Below are 17,238 nucleotides of genomic sequence, written 5' to 3'. Positions count from 1 at the left end.
CTTCTTGCACTGCGCCCCCGGCGTTCGCGTGACCGTCTGCGACGCAGCTGCGCCTTGCCGGTGAGCGGCCCCGTGCCGCCTGAGCACGCGCCGCGCCGGTCCCAGGTCGTCCTGGGGGAGCCCGGGCTGAGCCAGTCGGCGAAGCTCACGGCGACCGAGACACACCGTCAGGTTCACGCTCTTGGATCTGGCGGTCTTTTCGAGCAGACGCCAGCCCAGTGCCTTGTTGGCAGCTCCGCATGCCCTGATGATGGTGGCTTCGACGTCGTCGTGCGGCACTGGATCGATGGCGCTGACTCTTCCCTTGCGGACGGTCAGCCGCTGCGACACGTAGCGAGAGTGCCTACACAAGGCCCGGGTTGAGGAGAAATAGGCGGCCGTCGAGAGGGCCCAGTGCGTGCCTCGGCATGAGATCGCGGTGGGCGGCGTGTTACCCGGCCGGCCGCGGTCAGGCCCGCGCGAAGGTGTGGTCGGAGGTGTGGTCGGCCACGTGGCCGGGGATCGTGGTCACCCCGAGACGCCATCGACTTCCCCGGCGACTCGGTGCCGACGCAGGACGCTGGAGACGTCACCTACGAAACGCGCTCGCCGCACCCCACCGCGGTCACACCACCCCCCCTGACCGCCTGACTCAGTTCGTGCTCTCGCGTACGGCAGCGGCGCTGATGCTCTGGCCATCCAGCCTCCGGGGAATCCTGCGGGACAGCCGCTCACGCAAGACGCCCGGCTGGGAATCCCCAGCCGGGCGTCTTGCGTGAACGGCAGGCGGTCCACCAGCCGACTGCCTTGTGTGACGGGCGGGTAAGCGCCCTCCTGCTGTGGTTTAGGCCATCGGAAGGAGGCCCAGGTCGATTTCCGCTCCCGCCCCCGTCTCTGCGGCGGCACCGTTCCCGGCCAGGGTGTCCTCGCCGCTGCAGATCTGCTGGACCGCGGTCGCGGTCGCCGGGCCGCTGCCGAGGATGGTGACGGGCCCGGTGATGTTGAGGAGGCCGAGCTGGTAAGTGTTATTGCTGGTCCGAGACTGCTGGTCGCAGACGACCACGTTGCCGTACTTGTACTGGTCGCCGTAGGAGTCGGCGTCGTCGGTGGCCGAGGCAACGCCGGCCCCGAACACGCTGAAACTCCCGAGCATGGCAGCTACCAGGGCAGCATTGCGAATCTTGCGCACAACATCTCCACTTCCGTCGGAGTCGACGTGATCAGTGATGGGTGGAACCGTACGAGGTGAAAGCTAAGGCACATTTGCCCAATTTTGAGCGCAACGCGCCGATATGACACTTTGTTCCGTGTGTACATCGCACGGGGAGACCACCCTGCCGAGCCCCGTGCCCGGTGGGTGACGAGCACCGGCCCCCGGGTGATGTACATCTTCGATGCCCGGCAGACGCGCCGGCATCCGGGCCGGGGTGCGTCGGTGGCGTCAGGTTCCGGTCGGTCTCGAGTTGCTTCGTCGTCCGGCCCGTGTCACGGAGGCGATCAGCATGGAGAGGGCGAAGGTCGCCACGAGGCTTGCCGTCACGACCATGCTCGCGCCAATCATGAAGAGTCCGCCGGCGGTGAACATCCTGGGCCGACCGCCTTTGTACTTCGGGTAGAGGGAGTCGAAGCCGTCGGCGTTGAAGTGGTGGATCACATCCCGGACCCGGTCCGCGCTGGTGAACGTCACCTCGGCGATCTACGCCACGGGCATGCCCTGCGCGGACAGCAGCACCATCTGCGCCCGCCGCCAGGTCACCACCGACCCGCTGCCCCGGCGGATGATCCGCAGCAGGCGCTGCCCCTCGTCGTCATCGATCTCGCGGGCGCGTACTCGCTCAGCCACCAGCACAGCTTCCCTGCCGCGCTGTGGGCGATGGTCATTCCGTCGGTGTGCCGAGCCGCAGCCGGTTGCCGTCAGGGTCGCGCAGCTCAATCTCACGCGCCCACGGAGCATCCTTCGCCTGCACACCGAACTCGGAGGCGATGGCGTCGACGTCACGAACACGGAGGTAGACCAACGTGTCGGGGCGGGCGTCGCCCTTGTGCTCGGACAAAAAACAACCGCATCCCGCCCCGGGCGACCTCGACGAACGTGGGAAGTCCCGGTTCGAAGCGGTGTTCCCACTGCTTGGCGAAGCCCAGCCGCTCGTACCAAACGACCGCCGCCGCAGCGTCCTCGACGCGAAGAATGGGAATGACTTCTTCGTCCATGGGGTCATCGTCGCAGACCGCCCAGGGTGAACTTTGGCTGATGCGGCACCAGCAGCGCGCCTCGAACAGCCCGCGAGCCCCGGACCAGTTGCTCCGGGCTCGCTCGCGTATCCGCCGGGGGCCGATGGTCATACACGCGATGCCGTGCTCAACGACGCCGCTGCGCGGGTGGCGGCCTGGCTGCCAGTGGCTACTCGGCGGGTTCGGCGATCAGTGCCGTGGCCACGGTGCGGAAGCCGAGCCGAGCGTAAATCCGGGCGACGTCATCGTCACCCGCGCCAAGAGGATGGTCTGGCGCTTTGTGACCGGGCGTCGGCCACCAGCACTGCGGTGACGGCATGCGCAAGACCACGACGGCGCGCGGTCGGCAAGGTTCCCACCCCGACGATCTCGGTTACCGCGCCGACCGGCTGGTGCTGACCGGCACACAGCGCCGAGCCGTCCTCCACCGCGGCGGCAACGCACGTCAGGCCGGCCAGGATGCGTGCCACCGCGCGTTCCACCGACGCGTCACCGGCACAGCCGCGCACCGCCTCGCCCGGTTCCGCCAGGCCGGCTGCACCGACACCGTGCCCCGCGATAGTTGTCATATAGGCAGGATTGTTGTCGCCAGGATTGCGGAACGGCTCCGCAGGCCGACTGACGATGTCCGCCGTCATCCGTTCAGGGTTCCGAGTCGGCGAACCTCGCTCTTCGTTCCGAGGCCTTCGAGTCCGGTCGGTGTTCCACCCGGATCGAACGAGTGGTGGAAGGTGAAGGCGTACGGCGCGGCGCCGTGGTCGTGGAGGTGTTCCAACCTGGCAACCCCGTCCTGCCAGGTGGGTATCGTGCCGTCGGCGACCCACCAGAATGCGTAACCCGGGTGTCCCGTCCTCTCGAACCAGTCGTAACGCCTGTTGAGCGCTGCGCGGTGCAGACCGGTGTAGATGGAGTCGAAGGCGGATCGCAGGTCGGTCCAGAGCGAGAGGGTCGCGGCCAGAGCGGCGGTTTCCACAGTGCGGCCTTTCTCGTACCAGGCCGGAACAGTAAACTCTCCCCATTCACCCCAGTCCGAGTCGAAATCCGTCTGTGTGCCCAGGCTGCGATCCGCCGCTTCAGCACGAGCGATATATCCGGGGTGCTGGCCGATCTCGCGGTAGACGGCCTCGCCGCTCTCATGGAACTCCCGCGTAAGCCGTGCGGGATCGGTGAGGGCTGACTTCAGGACGCCGCACGTGTACAGAGCAAGATGGGGCATACGTCTCTCCCTGGCCGAGGGCCTGGTGTGGAAGTCCCTGACGGTCTCGTAGTCCGGGCGTGGACTCGCTTCGCCGGCCTGCCCGTCGGGTGGGGAGTTACGGGCGTGATCGACTCAGCCTGATGGAACTCCTATGCGACTGCGGGCGCCGCCGAATGACAGGTGACGATAGCCACCTCCGAAGACTCTGTCGAAGTTGCGTATTGCCTCTTCAAGTGGCCTCGTGCAGAGGCCCTTGTGGGAGCTGAGGCGGTAGAGCGCTGCCCACTTCGTGGAAGTCCACATCGACCCAGCCACCTCGGAACAGCACCACCGACAGTCTCCCCCTCGCTGTCAGAGGACAGACGAGGTCGCCGTGCAGCTCAAGCGGCCGGCGGAGCAGGGGAGCCGGTGACACCAACCATGCCTGCGCTGCTGGTGACAGGTAGAGCGCCGAACCGGTGAACAACCACCATGCATGCTTCACCACACGGAAACGGCAGTTCAGTGGCCCTGCTGGTGGCAACCACCTGTAGGCCGTGGGGTCTGCCAGCTGCACTGATGCGGGCAACCCGCCGGCCCATCGGCCGCCCGCGCGGTCGCGCCCCGCGAACCGGTCGACCCCGCCCGCATCGGCCGGCGCGTCGTACGCCGCCGGGCGAAGGGCATGGACGCCGCCGCCGTCGCGGTGGCCCCCGAGGACGCCCGGTTCGACGCGCGGCAGGACTCCCGGCACGGGCACCTGGCCGACGACGAGCGCGGCCCCGCCGAGCTCGCGGAGTGGGAGCGCATCGACCAGACGCTCGCCGCCGCCGCGCCGGGCACCGTGTACGGCCTGGACACCGACGACGTCGTCCATGCCGAGCTCGCCGCCGAAGCCGAAGCCGAAGCCGAAGCCGAAGCCGCCGCCGCCGCCGAACGCGAGACGGCCGTACGCCAGGCACAGCGGATCGAGGCCCGCGCCGATGAGCTCCAGGCGCTGCACGAGATGGGCACGCTGGAGCAGGCCGAGCCGCACGAGGGCGACGAAGCCGTCCGTGACGAGCTCACCCGCCGCGCCGGGTCCTACGTCCGAGCCGACGCCGAAGCCTGGCTCGCCCGCACCCTGGCCGCGCACCGCGGGCACTACGCCGACCCGGCCGCGCGCGAGGCCGCCGCCGGCCTGGTCCCGGCCGCCGCGCCCGGCCAGCTGGCGTTCGCGGCCCGGCTCGCCGGCCGACCCGAGGCCACCGCCGACCTCGCCGCACTCCTCACCGGCGCCACCGAGCCGGCCGACCCCACGGGGAGCCTGGCATGACCCACGAACAGGAGCCGGAGGCCGTCGCGGTCCTGACACACCGCCAGCGCCATCGGCCGGCACTTCGAGGAGCTGTTCGCCGACGGCACCGTCTACGCGTGGACCGAGCCGCCGTTGGGGGAGACGTACTACCCCGGTGAGGACGCCCCCGACTACAACCCGACCTGCGGCTGTCCGTCGGTCCCGCGCCGGTTGTGCATGAGCTGCGCGGACTGCGCCACCTGCCGACCGTGCACATGCCCGCCGTGGGGTCACCTCACGTTCGGCACCCCCCAGACCCCCCAGACCCCCCGGCCCACGAGGTGAATGTCCTGTGACAGGAAACCTGGACCGATTGCCATTGAAGTTGGATTACCGGCCGGTTCATGTCGTCGACCTCGGACGGCAGATGTCCCTGGCTGTGTGCGCTCGCCGGGGCGGCAATCACACGCGTCGCTCGCCTCGGCACCGACGGGCACCACCGTTGTGGCAGGGCCACCAGCAGCCCCTGCCCTGCCAGGAGTCGCGGCCTTCCTTGACCGCGATGGCAGCGATGACCTGGGCGGCGATCGGGTCGGCCCGGGACCGGCCCAGGATGGCGTTGCCGTGCCATCGGCTGCCGTGGCACAGCTGATCAGCGGCTGTTGTCCGCGTGGTGGACGCTGAGGTAGCCATAGGCCGACAGAACGCCGGCCAGGTCACCGGGTTTGTGCCGCAGGGTGGTGTCCAGGAAGGCGAGCGTGGTTGCGGCGACGACGTGCGGGCTCTGCGTGCGGCCCAGGGAGCCGACTACCGAGGGCACAGGCGGCAGGTACAGGGGCCCGTCCATAAAGGTGAGGTGTGCGGCGCCGGGGATGGTGAGCCGGTAGCTCGTCGCGGTGTTGAGCTTGAGGGCCTCGGTGAGGCGGGGTATGTAGCGCGGGTCGGTTCCGGGGGTGATGGCCTGGGTGAGCGCGAATGTCGGCTGGTGGAGGGAGGGGGAGGTGGGGCCGTGGGGGTAACCGTCCAGGACGATGACGGCGTCGAACCGGTGGTCCTGCCGGGCTGCCTGGAGAGCGGCGGCACCACCCATGGAGTGGCCGGTGACCGCGACCCGACTGGTGTCCAGGCGTCCGGTCAGCGGGCCGGTCATCTCACCTCGGTCCAGATGGTCCAGCTGGGTGAGGACGAAGCTGAGGTCGGCGGCCCGAACAGCCGTCCAGTCCACCGCCAGCTTGTCGTCCTTGTCCCGGTCTCCGGTGGAGGCGATCTTGGTGTGAATTGTTCGGCCGTCGGCGAGGACGACGGCGGCGGAGTCGTACGGGTGGTCGAGGCCGGCGACCACATAGCCGTGGCTGGCCAGTTCCTCCGCCCAGGCGCTGTTCTGGGTACGCACTCCCCCCGACCCGGGAGAGAACAGCACGACCGGGAACCGTCCGCCCCCACCGGCCACCGGTGCGTTGAAGACCGAATGGGTGTGGGCACGCGGGACGCCGTCGACCAGGAAGCCAGGCAGGCCAACCTGGCGGGCGAGGGCATCGGAAACGGTGCGCGCCTCGTGCTCCGTGCGTCCGAGGTACTGGGCCCGCTGCGCGCCTGCGGGGATCTTCTGCGCGGGATACCAGAGCTGGACCACGACCGTGCGTCGATCGTGCGGATCGGCGGTGAAGCTCTCGGGGCGGCGTGGGTCGGTCCACTGCACCGCCCGGGTGCCGACCTCGAAACGGCCCGACGGCTCGGGGAACTCGGGTACAGGAAAGGCCCATGCGGCCACCGGACCCGTGGCTATCAAGCCGAGGCAGGCCACCGACGCCGGCAACGCCAGCCACCATCGGGCCCGCCACGCCGGCCGGCCGGTACGGCGTCGCAGCAGGGGAGAGAGGGTGAACGGCAACGCCACGGCGGCGCCTGCCAGTACCGGCAGCATCTGCCAGCGGAGCCCCATCACACTCAGCGCGATCACGGAGGGTACGAGAACCGCCACCGCCGCGATCGTGACGCGTGGGCGGGCCGCGGGGGGAAGCCAGCGCGCCACCACCAGTGCGACGGCCCCTAGCGCGGCGAGGAATTCCAGAGGGGACATGTACAGCCCCGCGATGATTTCGGTCACCCGGCCATCCTCGGGGCGGGGCACGCGATGCCACATCGGTCCCGGGTCGCGATCGCATGCGACCAGAGTCGCAATCGAGCACGCCAGGTGAACGGCCGCTCTGCGACCGCAGGAGGTAGCGGGGCTCCTCCTGCGGGATGATATGCCGTTCCGCCTCGGCCAACAGCCCTACGACCTCAGCCCCGTGACGGGCGCCACGTTTGCTGTAAGACTGCTTCCGGCGTGGCGGTTCATGGGTCAGGTGATCGATACGCGCCACTTACCCATGCTGGACACGGTGATGTAGCCGTGGTGCGGGAGCGGTATCGTGCCTTTCGTCCGCGCGCCGTACGGTATCTCGACGGGCTTTCCGCCGGTCGCGGGGTGGTATGACACTTGACCCGAATCGTCGAACTCGTAGTAGAACGCACGTGCGTGTTCGTAGTAGCGCTTGGCCTGGAAGTATCCGAATGTCTCGGTCCACTTCCCGGCGCGTTCCTCTGAGGAGAGGGTGGGCAGTGAGTCCGGATCAATGAGCCGGGCGCGCCAGCGCTGGAACCCTCCCGCCCCGTCGGCGGCGACCCTGCGGCGTACGGAGAAGCCGTCGGCGCCGGCCGGAAGGACGACGCGCAGCCTGCGGCGGCCGTGAGTGACCACCAGGGTCTCGACATGTGGGCGATCGCCGGCCGCTGCGTGGAAGTAGAAGTTCGAGGTGATGCCGCCACGCACCTGGAGCAGCAACGGAGTGGCGGGGTCTTCCCGGACTCTCACCGTCCGGTTCCGCCATCCGGACCAGGTTCTCCGGTCCTCGCTCATCCGCACTTCCTTCCGGTCGGCGGCCCCGGCGGCCACGTTCCCGTGATGATTCCATGTGGGGGAACGGCAGGGCCGGTTCGGTCCGGTCCCCAGCCGGGGCTCACCCTCGGCAGTGGGCGCAGTGGGCGCAGTGGGGGAAGAGGCCTGCCTCGAACCGGCTCCGGCAGTGGTGCTCAACCGGATCGGCGACCTGCCCGCCCGGATGGCCGGGTACGAGCGCCTCGTCGGCCCCCTCGGCCCCCTCGGCACGCTGGAGGGCATCGCGCCGAGCCTGGCACGGTTGGTCTCGGCGACGAGCGGCCTGCGTCCCGACGTGCAGGTTCTCCTGCACGACGGCTACCTCGGCCTCAGACGTGATCATCCCGGCCAGGCGGTCACCCCGCCGAGGAAGGGAAACAAGATCAGCCCGCCCGAAGTCCTCCAAGCCCGCCTACGAGCCCGCCACCGGCACTCCTCAAAGCGCATCACCGTCGAACACGCCCTCGCCGACCACAAGCGCTGAAACATCACCGGCTGACACAACCCCCAGCTCAGACCCCTGCATCTCCAACGCAATCACGCACCAGTTCGTTACTGATCGTTTCAGAATGCCGTCCTGTGGAGACGCTGGCGGCCCCATGGAACAATCCCCTTCAGCCACGGGCTCAGGGGGATGACGTCGCATGGAACAGGTTGGGGCTGCGCGAGACCTCGTGCTCGGTTACGTCCTCGCTCTGAGCGCGATTGATGGGGCCGTGAGGCCGGCGATCCCCTCGCTCGAGCGGCTGGCGGACATCGTCGGCCTGGCCCGTTCAGGCCGGATCAGCCGGAGTGGGCAGGTCGGCACCTACTCCTACAAGGTTCATGGGGAAGGGTGCCGCTTCGTGAGCGACAACGGCGCTGAGGTCGATGTGGACTTCGCAGCCGACAGGAGCGAAGTCTTCGACCTCTGGCGGCTGCGCTGGTACGGACTGAGCCTGCCGCAGCCTCTTGACGCCAAGGATCAGGACCTGCGGGCAGCGGTGCGGTCGCTGCAACCGCTTCTGACCGAGGTGCGGCCGGGGTGGTTCAGCGTAGCCAACTGATCGCTTCAGGATGAGGTTCGCAGGCGGCGCAGGCATATGAGGCTGCAGGCCAGTTCGAGCAGGCCCTGATGAAGATCGGCGCGTCGTTCGTAGCGGGTGCGGAGTCGTCTGAACTGGTGCAGCCAGGCGAAGGTGCGCTCGACCACCCAGCGCACCTTGCCCAGTCCGGAGCCGTGGGCGACGCCACGTCGCGCGATCAATGGCTTGATGCCCCGCTTCCACAGCATGCGGCGGTACTTGTCGAAGTCGTAGCCCCGGTCGGCGTACAAGCGCCGGGGCTTGCGGCGGGGGCGTCCCCGAAGCCCCCGGACCGGCGGGACAGCGTCCAGTAGCGGCATGAGCTGGGTGACGTCGTGCCGGTTGCCACCGGTGAGGGTGACGGCAATTGGGGTTCCGTGACGGTCGACGATCAGGTGGTGCTTCGAGCCTGGCCGCGCGCGGTCAACGGGTGAGGGGCCGACGTGATCCCCCCTTTGAGAGCTCGGACGTGTGACCCGTCCACGGAGCAGTCGTCCAGGTCCAACAAGCCCGCGCGGCGAAGCTCGGTCAGCAAGGCCGCGTGCAGGCGCGGCTACACGCCGGCCTCGGTCCAGTCCCGCAGTCGGCGCCAGGCCGTCACACCGGAGCAGCCCACCGCCTCCGCGGGGACGTCACGCCACGCGACACCGGTCCGCAGCACGTACATGACGCCGGCGAGTGCCACCCGGTCCGGAACACGCAGCCGCCCGGGGTGGCGACGGCGTCGCTCGGGAGCGGGTGGCAGCAGCGGGGCCACCCGCTCCCACAGGGCGTCAGGAACAAGATCAACACGCACCCTGGACACCCTGCTGACCAGTATTGCCAAGCACAAGGCCTGCAGCTCAATCCATTCTGAAACGATCAGTTACGCCGACCGTCCAGCATCAGACCCCGCAGATAACACTCACCCACCGCCGCTGGTCACGCCGCGGCAGCGACCCGAACACATCCGCAACGAAACTCCGATAACTACCCCGGAGCCGTTCAACCTCCCCAGCCTCATATCAAGAAGATGCCCACCACCAGGGGGAGACCACTCGACGTAACGAAGCACTACTAGCGGCGCAAGGTGGTCTCCCGCTCCAGATGCGACAGCTTGTCGGGATTGCGCACGGCGTAGAGCCCGGTGATGAGGCCGTCGTCGATGCGCATCGCCATGACGGTGTCGATCCCGCCGCCCAGCCGGACGATCAGCGCGGGGTCGCCGTTGACCTGTGTCGGCTGCAGCGACATCGTGGCGGCGATCCTGCCCAGCACGTGGGCCACCTGGTCGACCCCCACGATGGGCGCCAGTGCGGCCTGCACGACCCCGCCGCCGTCGGTCAGCAGGACGACGTTCGGCGCGAGGATGTCGAGCAGGCGTTGCAGGTCGCCCGTTTCGACCGCCCGCTGGAACGCCTCGACGGTGCGGCGAGTCTCGACAGCGGAAGCGACCCCGCGTGGTCGGCGCGCGGAGACGTGGGCCCGTGCCCGGTGGGCGATCTGGCGGACTGCGGCCGGGCTCTTGTCGACGGCTTCGGCGATCTCGTCGTACCGGAGGCCGAACACCTCGCGCAGCACGAACACCGCCCGCTCGGTCGGGGCGAGCGTCTCCAGCACCAGCAGCATTGCCATCGAGACGCTGTCGGCCAACTCGATGTCCTCGGCCACGTCGGGCGCGGTCAGCAGCGGCTCGGGCAGCCAGGGGCCGACGTAGGACTCCTTGCGCCGGCCGAGCGTACGCAGATGGCTCAGCGCCTGCCGGGTGGTGATCCGGATCAGGTACGCACGCTGATCCCGCACGGTGTCGAGATCGACGCCCATCCACCGCAACCAGGTCTCCTGCAGGACATCCTCGGCGTCGGCGGCCGAGCCGAGCATCTCGTAGGCGACGGTGAACAGCAGGTTGCGGTGGGCGACGAACGCCTGGGTGACGCTGTCCATGCGGTCGTCACGAGCGACCGGCTCGGACGCGTCCCTTGTCCAGCGGCTCATTGTTCGGTCGTTCATCGCCGGCTCCTGCCCGTTCGCTCTCGACTGCGCCGTACACCGGACGCCGGCCCCCACCGCCTTGTGACACCCGCGACCGGTGACGCACGCCACATCACCGCGCCGTCACAAGGACCGGGCCGTCGGCATCTTGTGTTCGTCCAGTGCAGCAGCACGCACCACAACGAGTGAGGACGACCTCATGGAACCTCGTTTCAACCTGTTCGACAGCCCGACCGCCGCGAAGGTCGCCAAGCGGTTCCACAACACCTCGTTGGCCCTCGAAGGGTCGACGCTGCCGAAGGCGCTGCGGGAACTGGTGGAGCTGCGGGTCGGTCAGATCAACGGCTGCGGTTTCTGCGTCGACGTTCACACCAAGGAGGCCGCCGCCGCCGGTGAAACCGCACTCCGGCTCAACCTGGTCGCCGCCTGGCGGCACAGCACCGTGTTCACCGAGACCGAGCGGGCCGCGCTGGCGCTCGCGGAGGAAGGCACCCGGCTCGGCGACCACGGCGTGTCCGACGCGACCTGGGCCGAGGTGCGCAAGCACTACGACGACGACCAGGTCGGTGCGCTGGTCTGCCTGGTCTCCCTGATCAACGCGGCCACCCGGATGAACGTGATCGTGCACAATCCGGGGGGCTCGTACGAGGCCGGCATGTTCGCCAGTACGTCGAGCTGACCCCGCAGGCGAAACGCGGCCCGTCCCGGGATCGTTCGATCCGGGCCGGGCCCGCGCATGCCACACACGACAAGGATTCACACTGTTCGTTCCTGTGAAAGGAATCGTCAGATGGCCTACCAGGTGGTGGCGATCTTCAAGCTGGACCCGGCAACGCTGGAGGGGTGACAGCGGTCGTGCCGTGCGCGCTGGCCATCTCGACGCTGACCAGTCCGGGCGGCCCGCCCCGCCGATGCGGGTGGACACTCAGTCAGGCTTGCGGCGGACGCGTCTGTGTCTCCGTTCCCACACGCCCGGAGAGTTGCCTCTTCAACAGTCGTGTCATGACTTCGACGGCGGGCGACCGGTCGGCGGCGCGGGCTGTGGCGTGGATCTCGCGGGCCAGGCCCGCCGGCTCGGCGATCTCGAAGAAGGCGACCCCCGGCCGGGATGCGGCCACCAGCCCGGGGACCAGGGCGAGTCCGAAGTCGGCTGCTACGAGGGCCAGGAGGAGGTCGTAGGTGTCAGCGCGAAAGGCCACGTCCGGTTCGAAACCAACGGCACGGGAGATCAGCTCCGTAGCGGCCTGGAACCCCTCGGCGGGCCGGGTCGAAAGCCACGTGGCCCCGGCGTAGTCGCGCAGCCGTACCGCGGCCCGCTCGGCGGGGCGCAGATGTGGCGGTACGGCGAGCAACAGGGGGTCGCGATGGAGCAGGTCCTGGCGCAGGCCCCGCAGGTCGGGCCGGGGGAGCTGTTCGTACTGGTGGGTCACCGCCAGGTCGACGTCTCCGGCCGACACAGCGGGAACGGCCTCCTCGGGTTCGAGTTCCATGAACGAGAGCCGGACTTCGGGGTGGAGCCGGCGGAAGGCGCGGAGCGCGGGGACGACAAGGTGCGTCCCGGCCGAGCTGAAGGCCGCCACCCGCAGCTGCCCGCCCTGCAGGCCCGCCGCGGCCCGGACGGCCTGCACAGCCGCTTCCAGCTCGGCCAGCACCCGGTCGGTGTGCTCGACGAGGATGCGCCCGGCCTCGGTGAGGCGCACGCTGCGTGGGGAGCGTTCGAGCAAGGCGATGCCGATATCCCGCTCCAGGGCGGACAGTTGCTGGGATGCCGCCGAGGCGGTGCAGCCGGCCTGCTCTGCGGCTCCAGCAATCGAGCCGGTCCGCGCGACGTCCCTGAGCAGGCGGAGCCTCCGCGGATCAAGCATAAGAAGATCCTACGCTTTGCAGAAGGAGGTACGACTTCTTCTGGTGCTCTGATCACCGCAGCCTGGACGGGAACCCGCAGACGACAATCCTCTGAGAGATCGATGCCTTCCCTTGAATCGCGCCCGCAGGCGCCTCGTGCCGTCCGCACCCCCAGGCCGGCGGATCTGGACCGGGCCTGGCCCATTGTGAGTGCCCACCTCTCCTTCACCCCGGTGGACTGCGGCAGCGGCAGGGGGTCGCCCACCGAGCCCTTGCTCAAGCTGGAGTCGCTGCAGCCAACGGGATCCTTCAAGGTCCGCGGCGCCCTCAACGCGCTGGCCTCCCTCGGCCCCGCAGCCAAGGTGGTGACGGCCTCGGCCGGCAACCACGGGCTCGGCGTCGCCTTCGCTGCCCGTGCCCTCGGTCGCCCGGTGACTGTCGTGCTCGCGCGCAACGCCTCCCCCGCCAAGGTGTCCCAGCTGCGCCGCTTCGGCGTCGATCTGGTGCAGGTGGGCATGTCGTTCGACGACGCCGAGGACTACGCCCTCAAGCTGGCTGCCCAGGGCGCGTACTACCTCTCGGCCTACAACGATCCCGAGGTGATCGCCGGTCAGGGCACCATCGGCTACGAGCTCGACCGGCAGCTCGAGGGCGACCTGACCGTGGTGTGCGGAGTCGGCGGAGGCGGTTTGGCCGCGGGGCTGGGCCTGTGGGCGTCCACGCGGCCAGGAGTGCGGATCGTCGGAGTGGAGTCGGAGGTGTCCACCGCGGTGAGCGCCGCCGTTCACGCGGGCGGCGACGTGACCGTCGATATCGGCGAGACCCTGGCCGACGGGTTGGCCGGCAACGTCGAACCCGGCTCGGTGACACTCGGCCTGATTGGGCGTCATGTCCACCAGCTCGTCACGGTGAGCGAGTCGGAGATCCGTACGGCGCTGCGCCACCTGGCCGCCGAACGAGGCTATGTCGCCGAAGGGGCCGGGGCTGCGGCCGTCGCGGCGCTGCTGGCCGGGAAGGTCGAACCGCACGGGCGGGCCGTGGCCGTGGTCTCCGGCCGCAACATCGCCCTGCCCGCTCTGGCGTCGGTGCTCGCCTGACCGTTCGCCCGCCCTCAAGTGCCGCGCTCCGGCCGCCCCCGTACCCCCGTTCTGGGCGCGCGTGGGACCCACCTCCGGCCGGATTCGCCTGCTGCCATCACCGCTGGTTGAGGGCGGCGGCGACCTGGTCCAGGGTGCGCTGCCAGTACGCCCGCCGCTGTTCGCGCTCTTCGGCGCTCGCCAGATTTTCCTGGCGGAAGCGGGAGCATTGCCCGGGCCCCGTCCTCGGCGGGGGCGAGGGCAACGGGCAATGCCGGCCATGGGTTGATCTTGAACCTGTTGACCCAGGAAGACGGCAGCTGGCCTGTACAGCTCAGCATCGTCGATCAGTACAGGCTGCTGCTCGACCGGGGAGGAGCTGTTCCGGCCGCACCTCAGAGCCGGACAGTGTCCCGTCAGCCCACCGTGCTACGGCGCTGTCATCGGCCAGGCGGTGAGTTACGCCATTGCAGTCTCGCTGCGTAGGTTCGTCCTATTCAGGAATGATCGCTACTGCGTCGATCTCCACGAGCGCGCCTGGGCGAGCGTGTCCTGCGGTGGAAACAACCGTGATGGCTGTGCGGTGATTGCCCCACACCGATCGCGACGCTTCGTATCCCACCTGTGCGTCGACCCCGTTGACGAGGTAGATATTGAGTTTGGCGACATGCTCGGGGCCGGTGCCCGCGGCAGCAAGGACGGTCAGCACGTTGCGCATTGCCTGAGTGGCCTGCGCCTCAATACCGTCGAGCAGGTTTCCGGTGCTGTCGGTGCCGAGCTGGCCACCGACATGGAGCGTCCGGGCGGCGGGGGTGATCACGCCCTGGGTGAAGGCAGGGTTGTGGTGCAGCTCTTCAGGGTCGAGGTGTGCCGTCTTCGCGGCCATGAGGCTCCCCCGAGAGGTGCCGGGTTTGGTGTGCAGGTAGAGGTCGCGCAGCAGGCAGACCTCGGACAGGTGGTGGATCAGCTCGCGGTGGATGTGCAGCACCAGATCGGCCATGGGCATCTCGGGGAAGGGCTCCTTCTCGCCGACCGGGACCCGGAGCCCGGCGTCGCCGAGGCCGCGCACCCCGGTCAGCCAGACGTCGAGCTGGGTTTCGAGCTGGGCGAGTGCGGTGGCCGCGCTGTCGGCGTACTCCCAGGTCTCGTATGACGCCGGCGGCGCGCCGAAGTGCGCCGCGTTGCGCGCGGCGAGCACGCCGGTGATGACGTGACCCAGTCGCCAGGCGATCGTGGTGAAGGCCGCGGGAACCGGTTGGGGGGAGGCGTAGTCCAGCGTGAAGTCCCCAGCGCCGAACTGTACGGGCGCCGTCGAGCTGCCGCGCGGCCGCACACTCCAAACGTCCGGCACCGGCGCCCAGAAATACTCGTCGTCGGTGAGGCCCTCGAGCCGGGCCCGGAGCTGGTGGTTCCAGTGGAACTCAAGCTGCTCGCGCAGCGTCCGATTCAAGTCGATTTCGTTGGTGTCCATGGAGCCACCGTGACATCTGTAGCGGACAGTTTCGGTCCGCTATCCGGCAGGGGGGGTGCATGGACGGGCGAGCGGGGCCGAGCGGGTACGACGGAGCGAGTGCCCACCTTGCTCGGGCTGCTGCAACAGCGCCAGGTCTGGACCGGCCCCGAGCTCGCCGGACGGCTCAGGGTCACGCCCCGCACGGTACGCAGTGATGCCGAGCGGCTGCGCGCGCTCGGCTGTCTGGTGCTTGCCGAGCAGGGTGTCGGCGGCGGCCTACCGGCTAGGGCCTGTTGTGAAAGTGGATCGTCTGTCAGACCTGCCTGGGGTCCTCCGAGCATGGAGATGACAGTGCAGCTGACGATCGACTGCTCCGATCCGCAGAGAAAGGTGACGTTCTGGGCCGAGGCCCTGGGCTACTTTCCTGAGCCTCCGCCGGGCGGGCACGCCACGTGGCGTGCTTACTGGGCGGCGGTGGGGGTGCCCGAGGCAGAGTTGCTCCCTCGCCGGCAACATCGCCGACCGGTCCACTGTCGCCGTCGTCAACCAGGTGAAGGCGCTCGATGACCCGGTGGCGAATGCCTGAGCCACCCCATGGCGTGGGCGCCCCCGGGAGGGAGCGTGTCTGAGCCTGGCCGGCGAGGAACGGCTCTGAGCTGATCCAGCCGGCGCGCCGACGCCGGGCGAGCTCACGACGATCGAGGGGCTTGACTGCGTACGGAGCTGTAACAGAAGCTGTTACGGAAGAGGGGAAGTGATGGCGGCCAACAGCCGATTGACGATCGCGACGCATGTGCTGGCATGGCTGGCGCTGGCGCGGCACCGGGGGCAGGAGGTGCTCACTTCTGAGCAGGTCGCGACCAGCGTCAACACCAACCCCGTGATCATCCGGCGCAGCCTCGGTGACCTGCGCCGAGCCGGCCTGGTGGAGGTCCGCCACGGCGCTGGTGGAGGCTGGAGCCTGGCCCGTGGGCCCGAGGAGGTCACCCTGCTGGAGGTCTACCATGCCGTCGGCGACCAGCCGCCGTTCGGCCTGCACCACACCGAGCCCAATCTGGAGTGCCCGGTCGGCCGGGGCATTCGACCCGCCCTGAGCGAGATCTACGGCCGGGTCGAACGAGCCATGCGGCAGGAGCTGGCGGCCACGTCGATCGCCGACGTACTGCGCAAGACGCTGGTGAACTAGCCGGCAGCCCAACAGTCCCGTGGTCGGACAGGCAACTTGCCGTTTGTCGTAACAGACTGTTCCAGTGACGGAACAAGGAGCGAAGCTGGTGGAATCCCTTCGGTGTCCGGTCGTCGAACTGCGTCAGTACACCCTGCACGCGGGGCGGCGAGACGTACTCATCGATCTGTTCGACCGGGAGCTCGTCGAGCCCCAGGAGGCCGTCGGCATGACCGTCCTGGGGCAATTCCGCGACCTGGACGACCCCGACCGGTTCGTATGGCTCCGCGGCTTCGACAGCATGCCGAGCCGTGCCAAGGCGCTGGAGGGCTTCTACGGCGGGCCGGTCTGGAAGAAGCGCCGCGACGAGGCGAACGCGACGATGATCGACTCCGATGACGTACTGCTGCTGCGGCCGGCCTCGGCGCGCGGCGGGTTCCCAGCCCCGGCCGCTGCCCGGCAAGCCCGCGGCGAGCCGGAGGCATGGCCACCGTCGCTGCTCCTCGCCACGATCTGGTACGGCCACGGCCCGTTCGACACGACGTTCGTCGAGTTCTTCGAGCGGCGGGTACGGCCCGTACTGGCCGAGACCGGGGGCGAGCCACTGGCGTACCTCCGGTCGGAACACGCCCCGAACACCTTCCCGGCGCTGCCGGTACGGCTGAACGAGGAGGTCTTCGTATGGTTCGCACGCTTCACCGACGAAGGACACATCGACGATCACCTGCAGCGCTTGCAGCAATCGGAACGCTGGCGCGACGAGGTGCTGCCGACCCTTTCGGAACGGTGGGCCAGGACCCCACAACAGCTACGGCTGGCCCCCACGGAGCGGTCAACACTGCGGTGAGTTCCTGAGGGGAACGGGTCATGCGCGCGTGAGAGCGTCACGGGGGTCGTACGCGGCCACTGGCATCCGGCTGGCGATGTGAGGTCATAACGCTGGCTGAGCTTGGACACCGGCACAGCGGGATCGCCGGGGGAGCGCCGTGCGGCGTAATGCCGACCTCGTCAGGACCATCGGGCATCGCCCTGCGAGGTCCACTCCGGCCGACGTGTTCGACTGCTCACGACCAACGTGGT

General features: G+C 69.0%; 15 protein-coding genes and 8 pseudogenes. 9 read left to right on the top strand and 14 right to left on the bottom strand.

The window, feature by feature from the left end; all coding sequences use genetic code 11:
* Positions 1-823: 823 nt before the first annotated feature.
* The 5 genes and pseudogenes from ABZZ38_RS06525 to ABZZ38_RS06505 all read right to left on the bottom strand — a co-directional run bounded on the left by ABZZ38_RS06525 (position 824) and on the right by ABZZ38_RS06505 (position 3,427).
* Positions 824-1,168, bottom strand: coding sequence for a hypothetical protein (locus ABZZ38_RS06525; RefSeq protein ID WP_356736395.1), 345 nt, complete (start codon positions 1,166-1,168; stop codon positions 824-826).
* 387 nt (positions 1,169-1,555) lie between these two features.
* Positions 1,556-1,822, bottom strand: a pseudogene (locus tag ABZZ38_RS06520) (helix-turn-helix domain-containing protein); the annotation flags it as partial.
* A gap of 34 nt (positions 1,823-1,856) precedes the next feature.
* A pseudogene (locus ABZZ38_RS06515) lies at positions 1,857-2,190 on the bottom strand (glyoxalase superfamily protein).
* Between the two features lie 269 nt (positions 2,191-2,459).
* Complete coding sequence (locus ABZZ38_RS06510; RefSeq protein WP_356736393.1) at positions 2,460-2,849, bottom strand: hypothetical protein; 390 nt, start codon at positions 2,847-2,849, stop codon at positions 2,460-2,462.
* Positions 2,846-3,427 carry a DUF3291 domain-containing protein gene (locus tag ABZZ38_RS06505; RefSeq protein WP_356736391.1) on the bottom strand — a complete coding sequence of 194 codons (582 nt, stop codon included), beginning with the start codon at positions 3,425-3,427 and terminating at the stop codon, positions 2,846-2,848. Before ABZZ38_RS06505 ends, ABZZ38_RS06510 begins: the two co-directional genes overlap by 4 nt.
* 646 nt (positions 3,428-4,073) lie before the next feature.
* Between ABZZ38_RS06505 and ABZZ38_RS06500 the strand changes: the two genes are divergently transcribed.
* Entirely contained in the window at positions 4,074-4,703 is a 630-nt protein-coding gene (locus tag ABZZ38_RS06500) for a hypothetical protein (RefSeq protein WP_356736389.1), read from the top strand.
* A 480-nt stretch (positions 4,704-5,183) separates the two neighbouring features.
* Here the strand turns inward: ABZZ38_RS06500 and ABZZ38_RS06495 are convergent.
* From ABZZ38_RS06495 to ABZZ38_RS06485, 3 genes and pseudogenes are all read right to left on the bottom strand, one after another.
* Positions 5,184-5,285 (bottom strand): annotated as a pseudogene (locus tag ABZZ38_RS06495) (cation transporter); the annotation flags it as partial.
* Between the two features lie 31 nt (positions 5,286-5,316).
* On the bottom strand, positions 5,317-6,807 hold the full coding sequence (locus tag ABZZ38_RS06490; RefSeq protein WP_356736387.1) for a dienelactone hydrolase family protein: 1,491 nt from the start codon (positions 6,805-6,807) through the stop codon (positions 5,317-5,319).
* Between the two features lie 201 nt (positions 6,808-7,008).
* The gene (locus ABZZ38_RS06485; protein ID WP_356736385.1) at positions 7,009-7,566 is read right to left on the bottom strand and encodes a hypothetical protein; all 558 of its coding nucleotides are present in this window, start codon (positions 7,564-7,566) and stop codon (positions 7,009-7,011) included.
* A gap of 307 nt (positions 7,567-7,873) precedes the next feature.
* Here ABZZ38_RS06485 and ABZZ38_RS06480 point away from each other — a divergent pair.
* Positions 7,874-8,065, top strand: a pseudogene (locus tag ABZZ38_RS06480) (IS5/IS1182 family transposase); the annotation flags it as partial.
* 163 nt (positions 8,066-8,228) lie between these two features.
* A complete protein-coding gene (locus ABZZ38_RS06475) occupies positions 8,229-8,630 on the top strand; it encodes a hypothetical protein (protein WP_356736383.1) in 402 nt (133 codons plus the stop codon).
* 5 nt (positions 8,631-8,635) lie between these two features.
* Here ABZZ38_RS06475 and ABZZ38_RS06470 read toward each other — a convergent pair.
* From ABZZ38_RS06470 to ABZZ38_RS06460, 3 genes and pseudogenes are all read right to left on the bottom strand, one after another.
* Positions 8,636-9,444, bottom strand: a pseudogene (locus ABZZ38_RS06470) (IS5 family transposase).
* Positions 9,445-9,515: 71 nt separating this feature from the next.
* A pseudogene (locus tag ABZZ38_RS06465) lies at positions 9,516-9,649 on the bottom strand (IS701 family transposase); the annotation flags it as partial.
* Between the two features lie 55 nt (positions 9,650-9,704).
* Positions 9,705-10,571, bottom strand: a complete 867-nt coding sequence (locus ABZZ38_RS06460) for an RNA polymerase sigma-70 factor (protein WP_356736586.1) — start codon at positions 10,569-10,571, stop codon at positions 9,705-9,707.
* A gap of 247 nt (positions 10,572-10,818) precedes the next feature.
* Between ABZZ38_RS06460 and ABZZ38_RS06455 the strand changes: the two genes are divergently transcribed.
* Entirely contained in the window at positions 10,819-11,298 is a 480-nt protein-coding gene (locus tag ABZZ38_RS06455) for a carboxymuconolactone decarboxylase family protein (protein ID WP_356736381.1), read from the top strand.
* Between the two features lie 250 nt (positions 11,299-11,548).
* Here the strand turns inward: ABZZ38_RS06455 and ABZZ38_RS06450 are convergent, their stop codons facing one another.
* Positions 11,549-12,484 carry a LysR family transcriptional regulator gene (locus ABZZ38_RS06450; protein ID WP_356736380.1) on the bottom strand — a complete coding sequence of 312 codons (936 nt, stop codon included), beginning with the start codon at positions 12,482-12,484 and terminating at the stop codon, positions 11,549-11,551.
* 186 nt (positions 12,485-12,670) lie between these two features.
* Between ABZZ38_RS06450 and ABZZ38_RS06445 the strand changes: the two genes are divergently transcribed.
* Positions 12,671-13,561: a pyridoxal-phosphate dependent enzyme gene (locus ABZZ38_RS06445; RefSeq protein ID WP_356736378.1), complete on the top strand. Its 891-nt coding sequence runs from the start codon at positions 12,671-12,673 to the stop codon at positions 13,559-13,561.
* Positions 13,562-13,658: 97 nt separating this feature from the next.
* Here the strand turns inward: ABZZ38_RS06445 and ABZZ38_RS06440 are convergent, their stop codons facing one another.
* Together ABZZ38_RS06440 and ABZZ38_RS06435 are read right to left on the bottom strand one after the other, a co-directional pair.
* On the bottom strand, positions 13,659-13,805 hold the full coding sequence (locus tag ABZZ38_RS06440; RefSeq protein ID WP_356736376.1) for a hypothetical protein: 147 nt from the start codon (positions 13,803-13,805) through the stop codon (positions 13,659-13,661).
* A gap of 228 nt (positions 13,806-14,033) precedes the next feature.
* Positions 14,034-15,011 (bottom strand): DinB family protein, encoded by a 978-nt coding sequence (locus ABZZ38_RS06435; protein WP_356736374.1) that lies wholly within the window; start codon positions 15,009-15,011, stop codon positions 14,034-14,036.
* A 99-nt stretch (positions 15,012-15,110) separates the two neighbouring features.
* Between ABZZ38_RS06435 and ABZZ38_RS06430 the strand changes: the two are divergent.
* The 4 genes and pseudogenes from ABZZ38_RS06430 to ABZZ38_RS06415 all read left to right on the top strand — a co-directional run.
* Positions 15,111-15,269 (top strand): annotated as a pseudogene (locus ABZZ38_RS06430) (helix-turn-helix domain-containing protein); the annotation flags it as partial.
* A gap of 63 nt (positions 15,270-15,332) precedes the next feature.
* A pseudogene (locus ABZZ38_RS06425) lies at positions 15,333-15,491 on the top strand (VOC family protein); the annotation flags it as partial.
* A gap of 259 nt (positions 15,492-15,750) precedes the next feature.
* Entirely contained in the window at positions 15,751-16,179 is a 429-nt protein-coding gene (locus ABZZ38_RS06420; protein ID WP_356736372.1) for an Rrf2 family transcriptional regulator, read from the top strand.
* Positions 16,180-16,267: 88 nt separating this feature from the next.
* Positions 16,268-17,005 (top strand): NIPSNAP family protein, encoded by a 738-nt coding sequence (locus tag ABZZ38_RS06415; protein WP_356736370.1) that lies wholly within the window; start codon positions 16,268-16,270, stop codon positions 17,003-17,005.
* Positions 17,006-17,238 lie beyond the last annotated feature (233 nt).

Source organism: Streptomyces sp. NPDC006368 (genome assembly GCF_040612535.1).
Taxonomy (GTDB): domain Bacteria; phylum Actinomycetota; class Actinomycetes; order Streptomycetales; family Streptomycetaceae; genus Streptomyces.
Note: the sequence above shows the minus strand (reverse complement) of the source record. Positions and strands in the feature narration are given on the sequence as shown.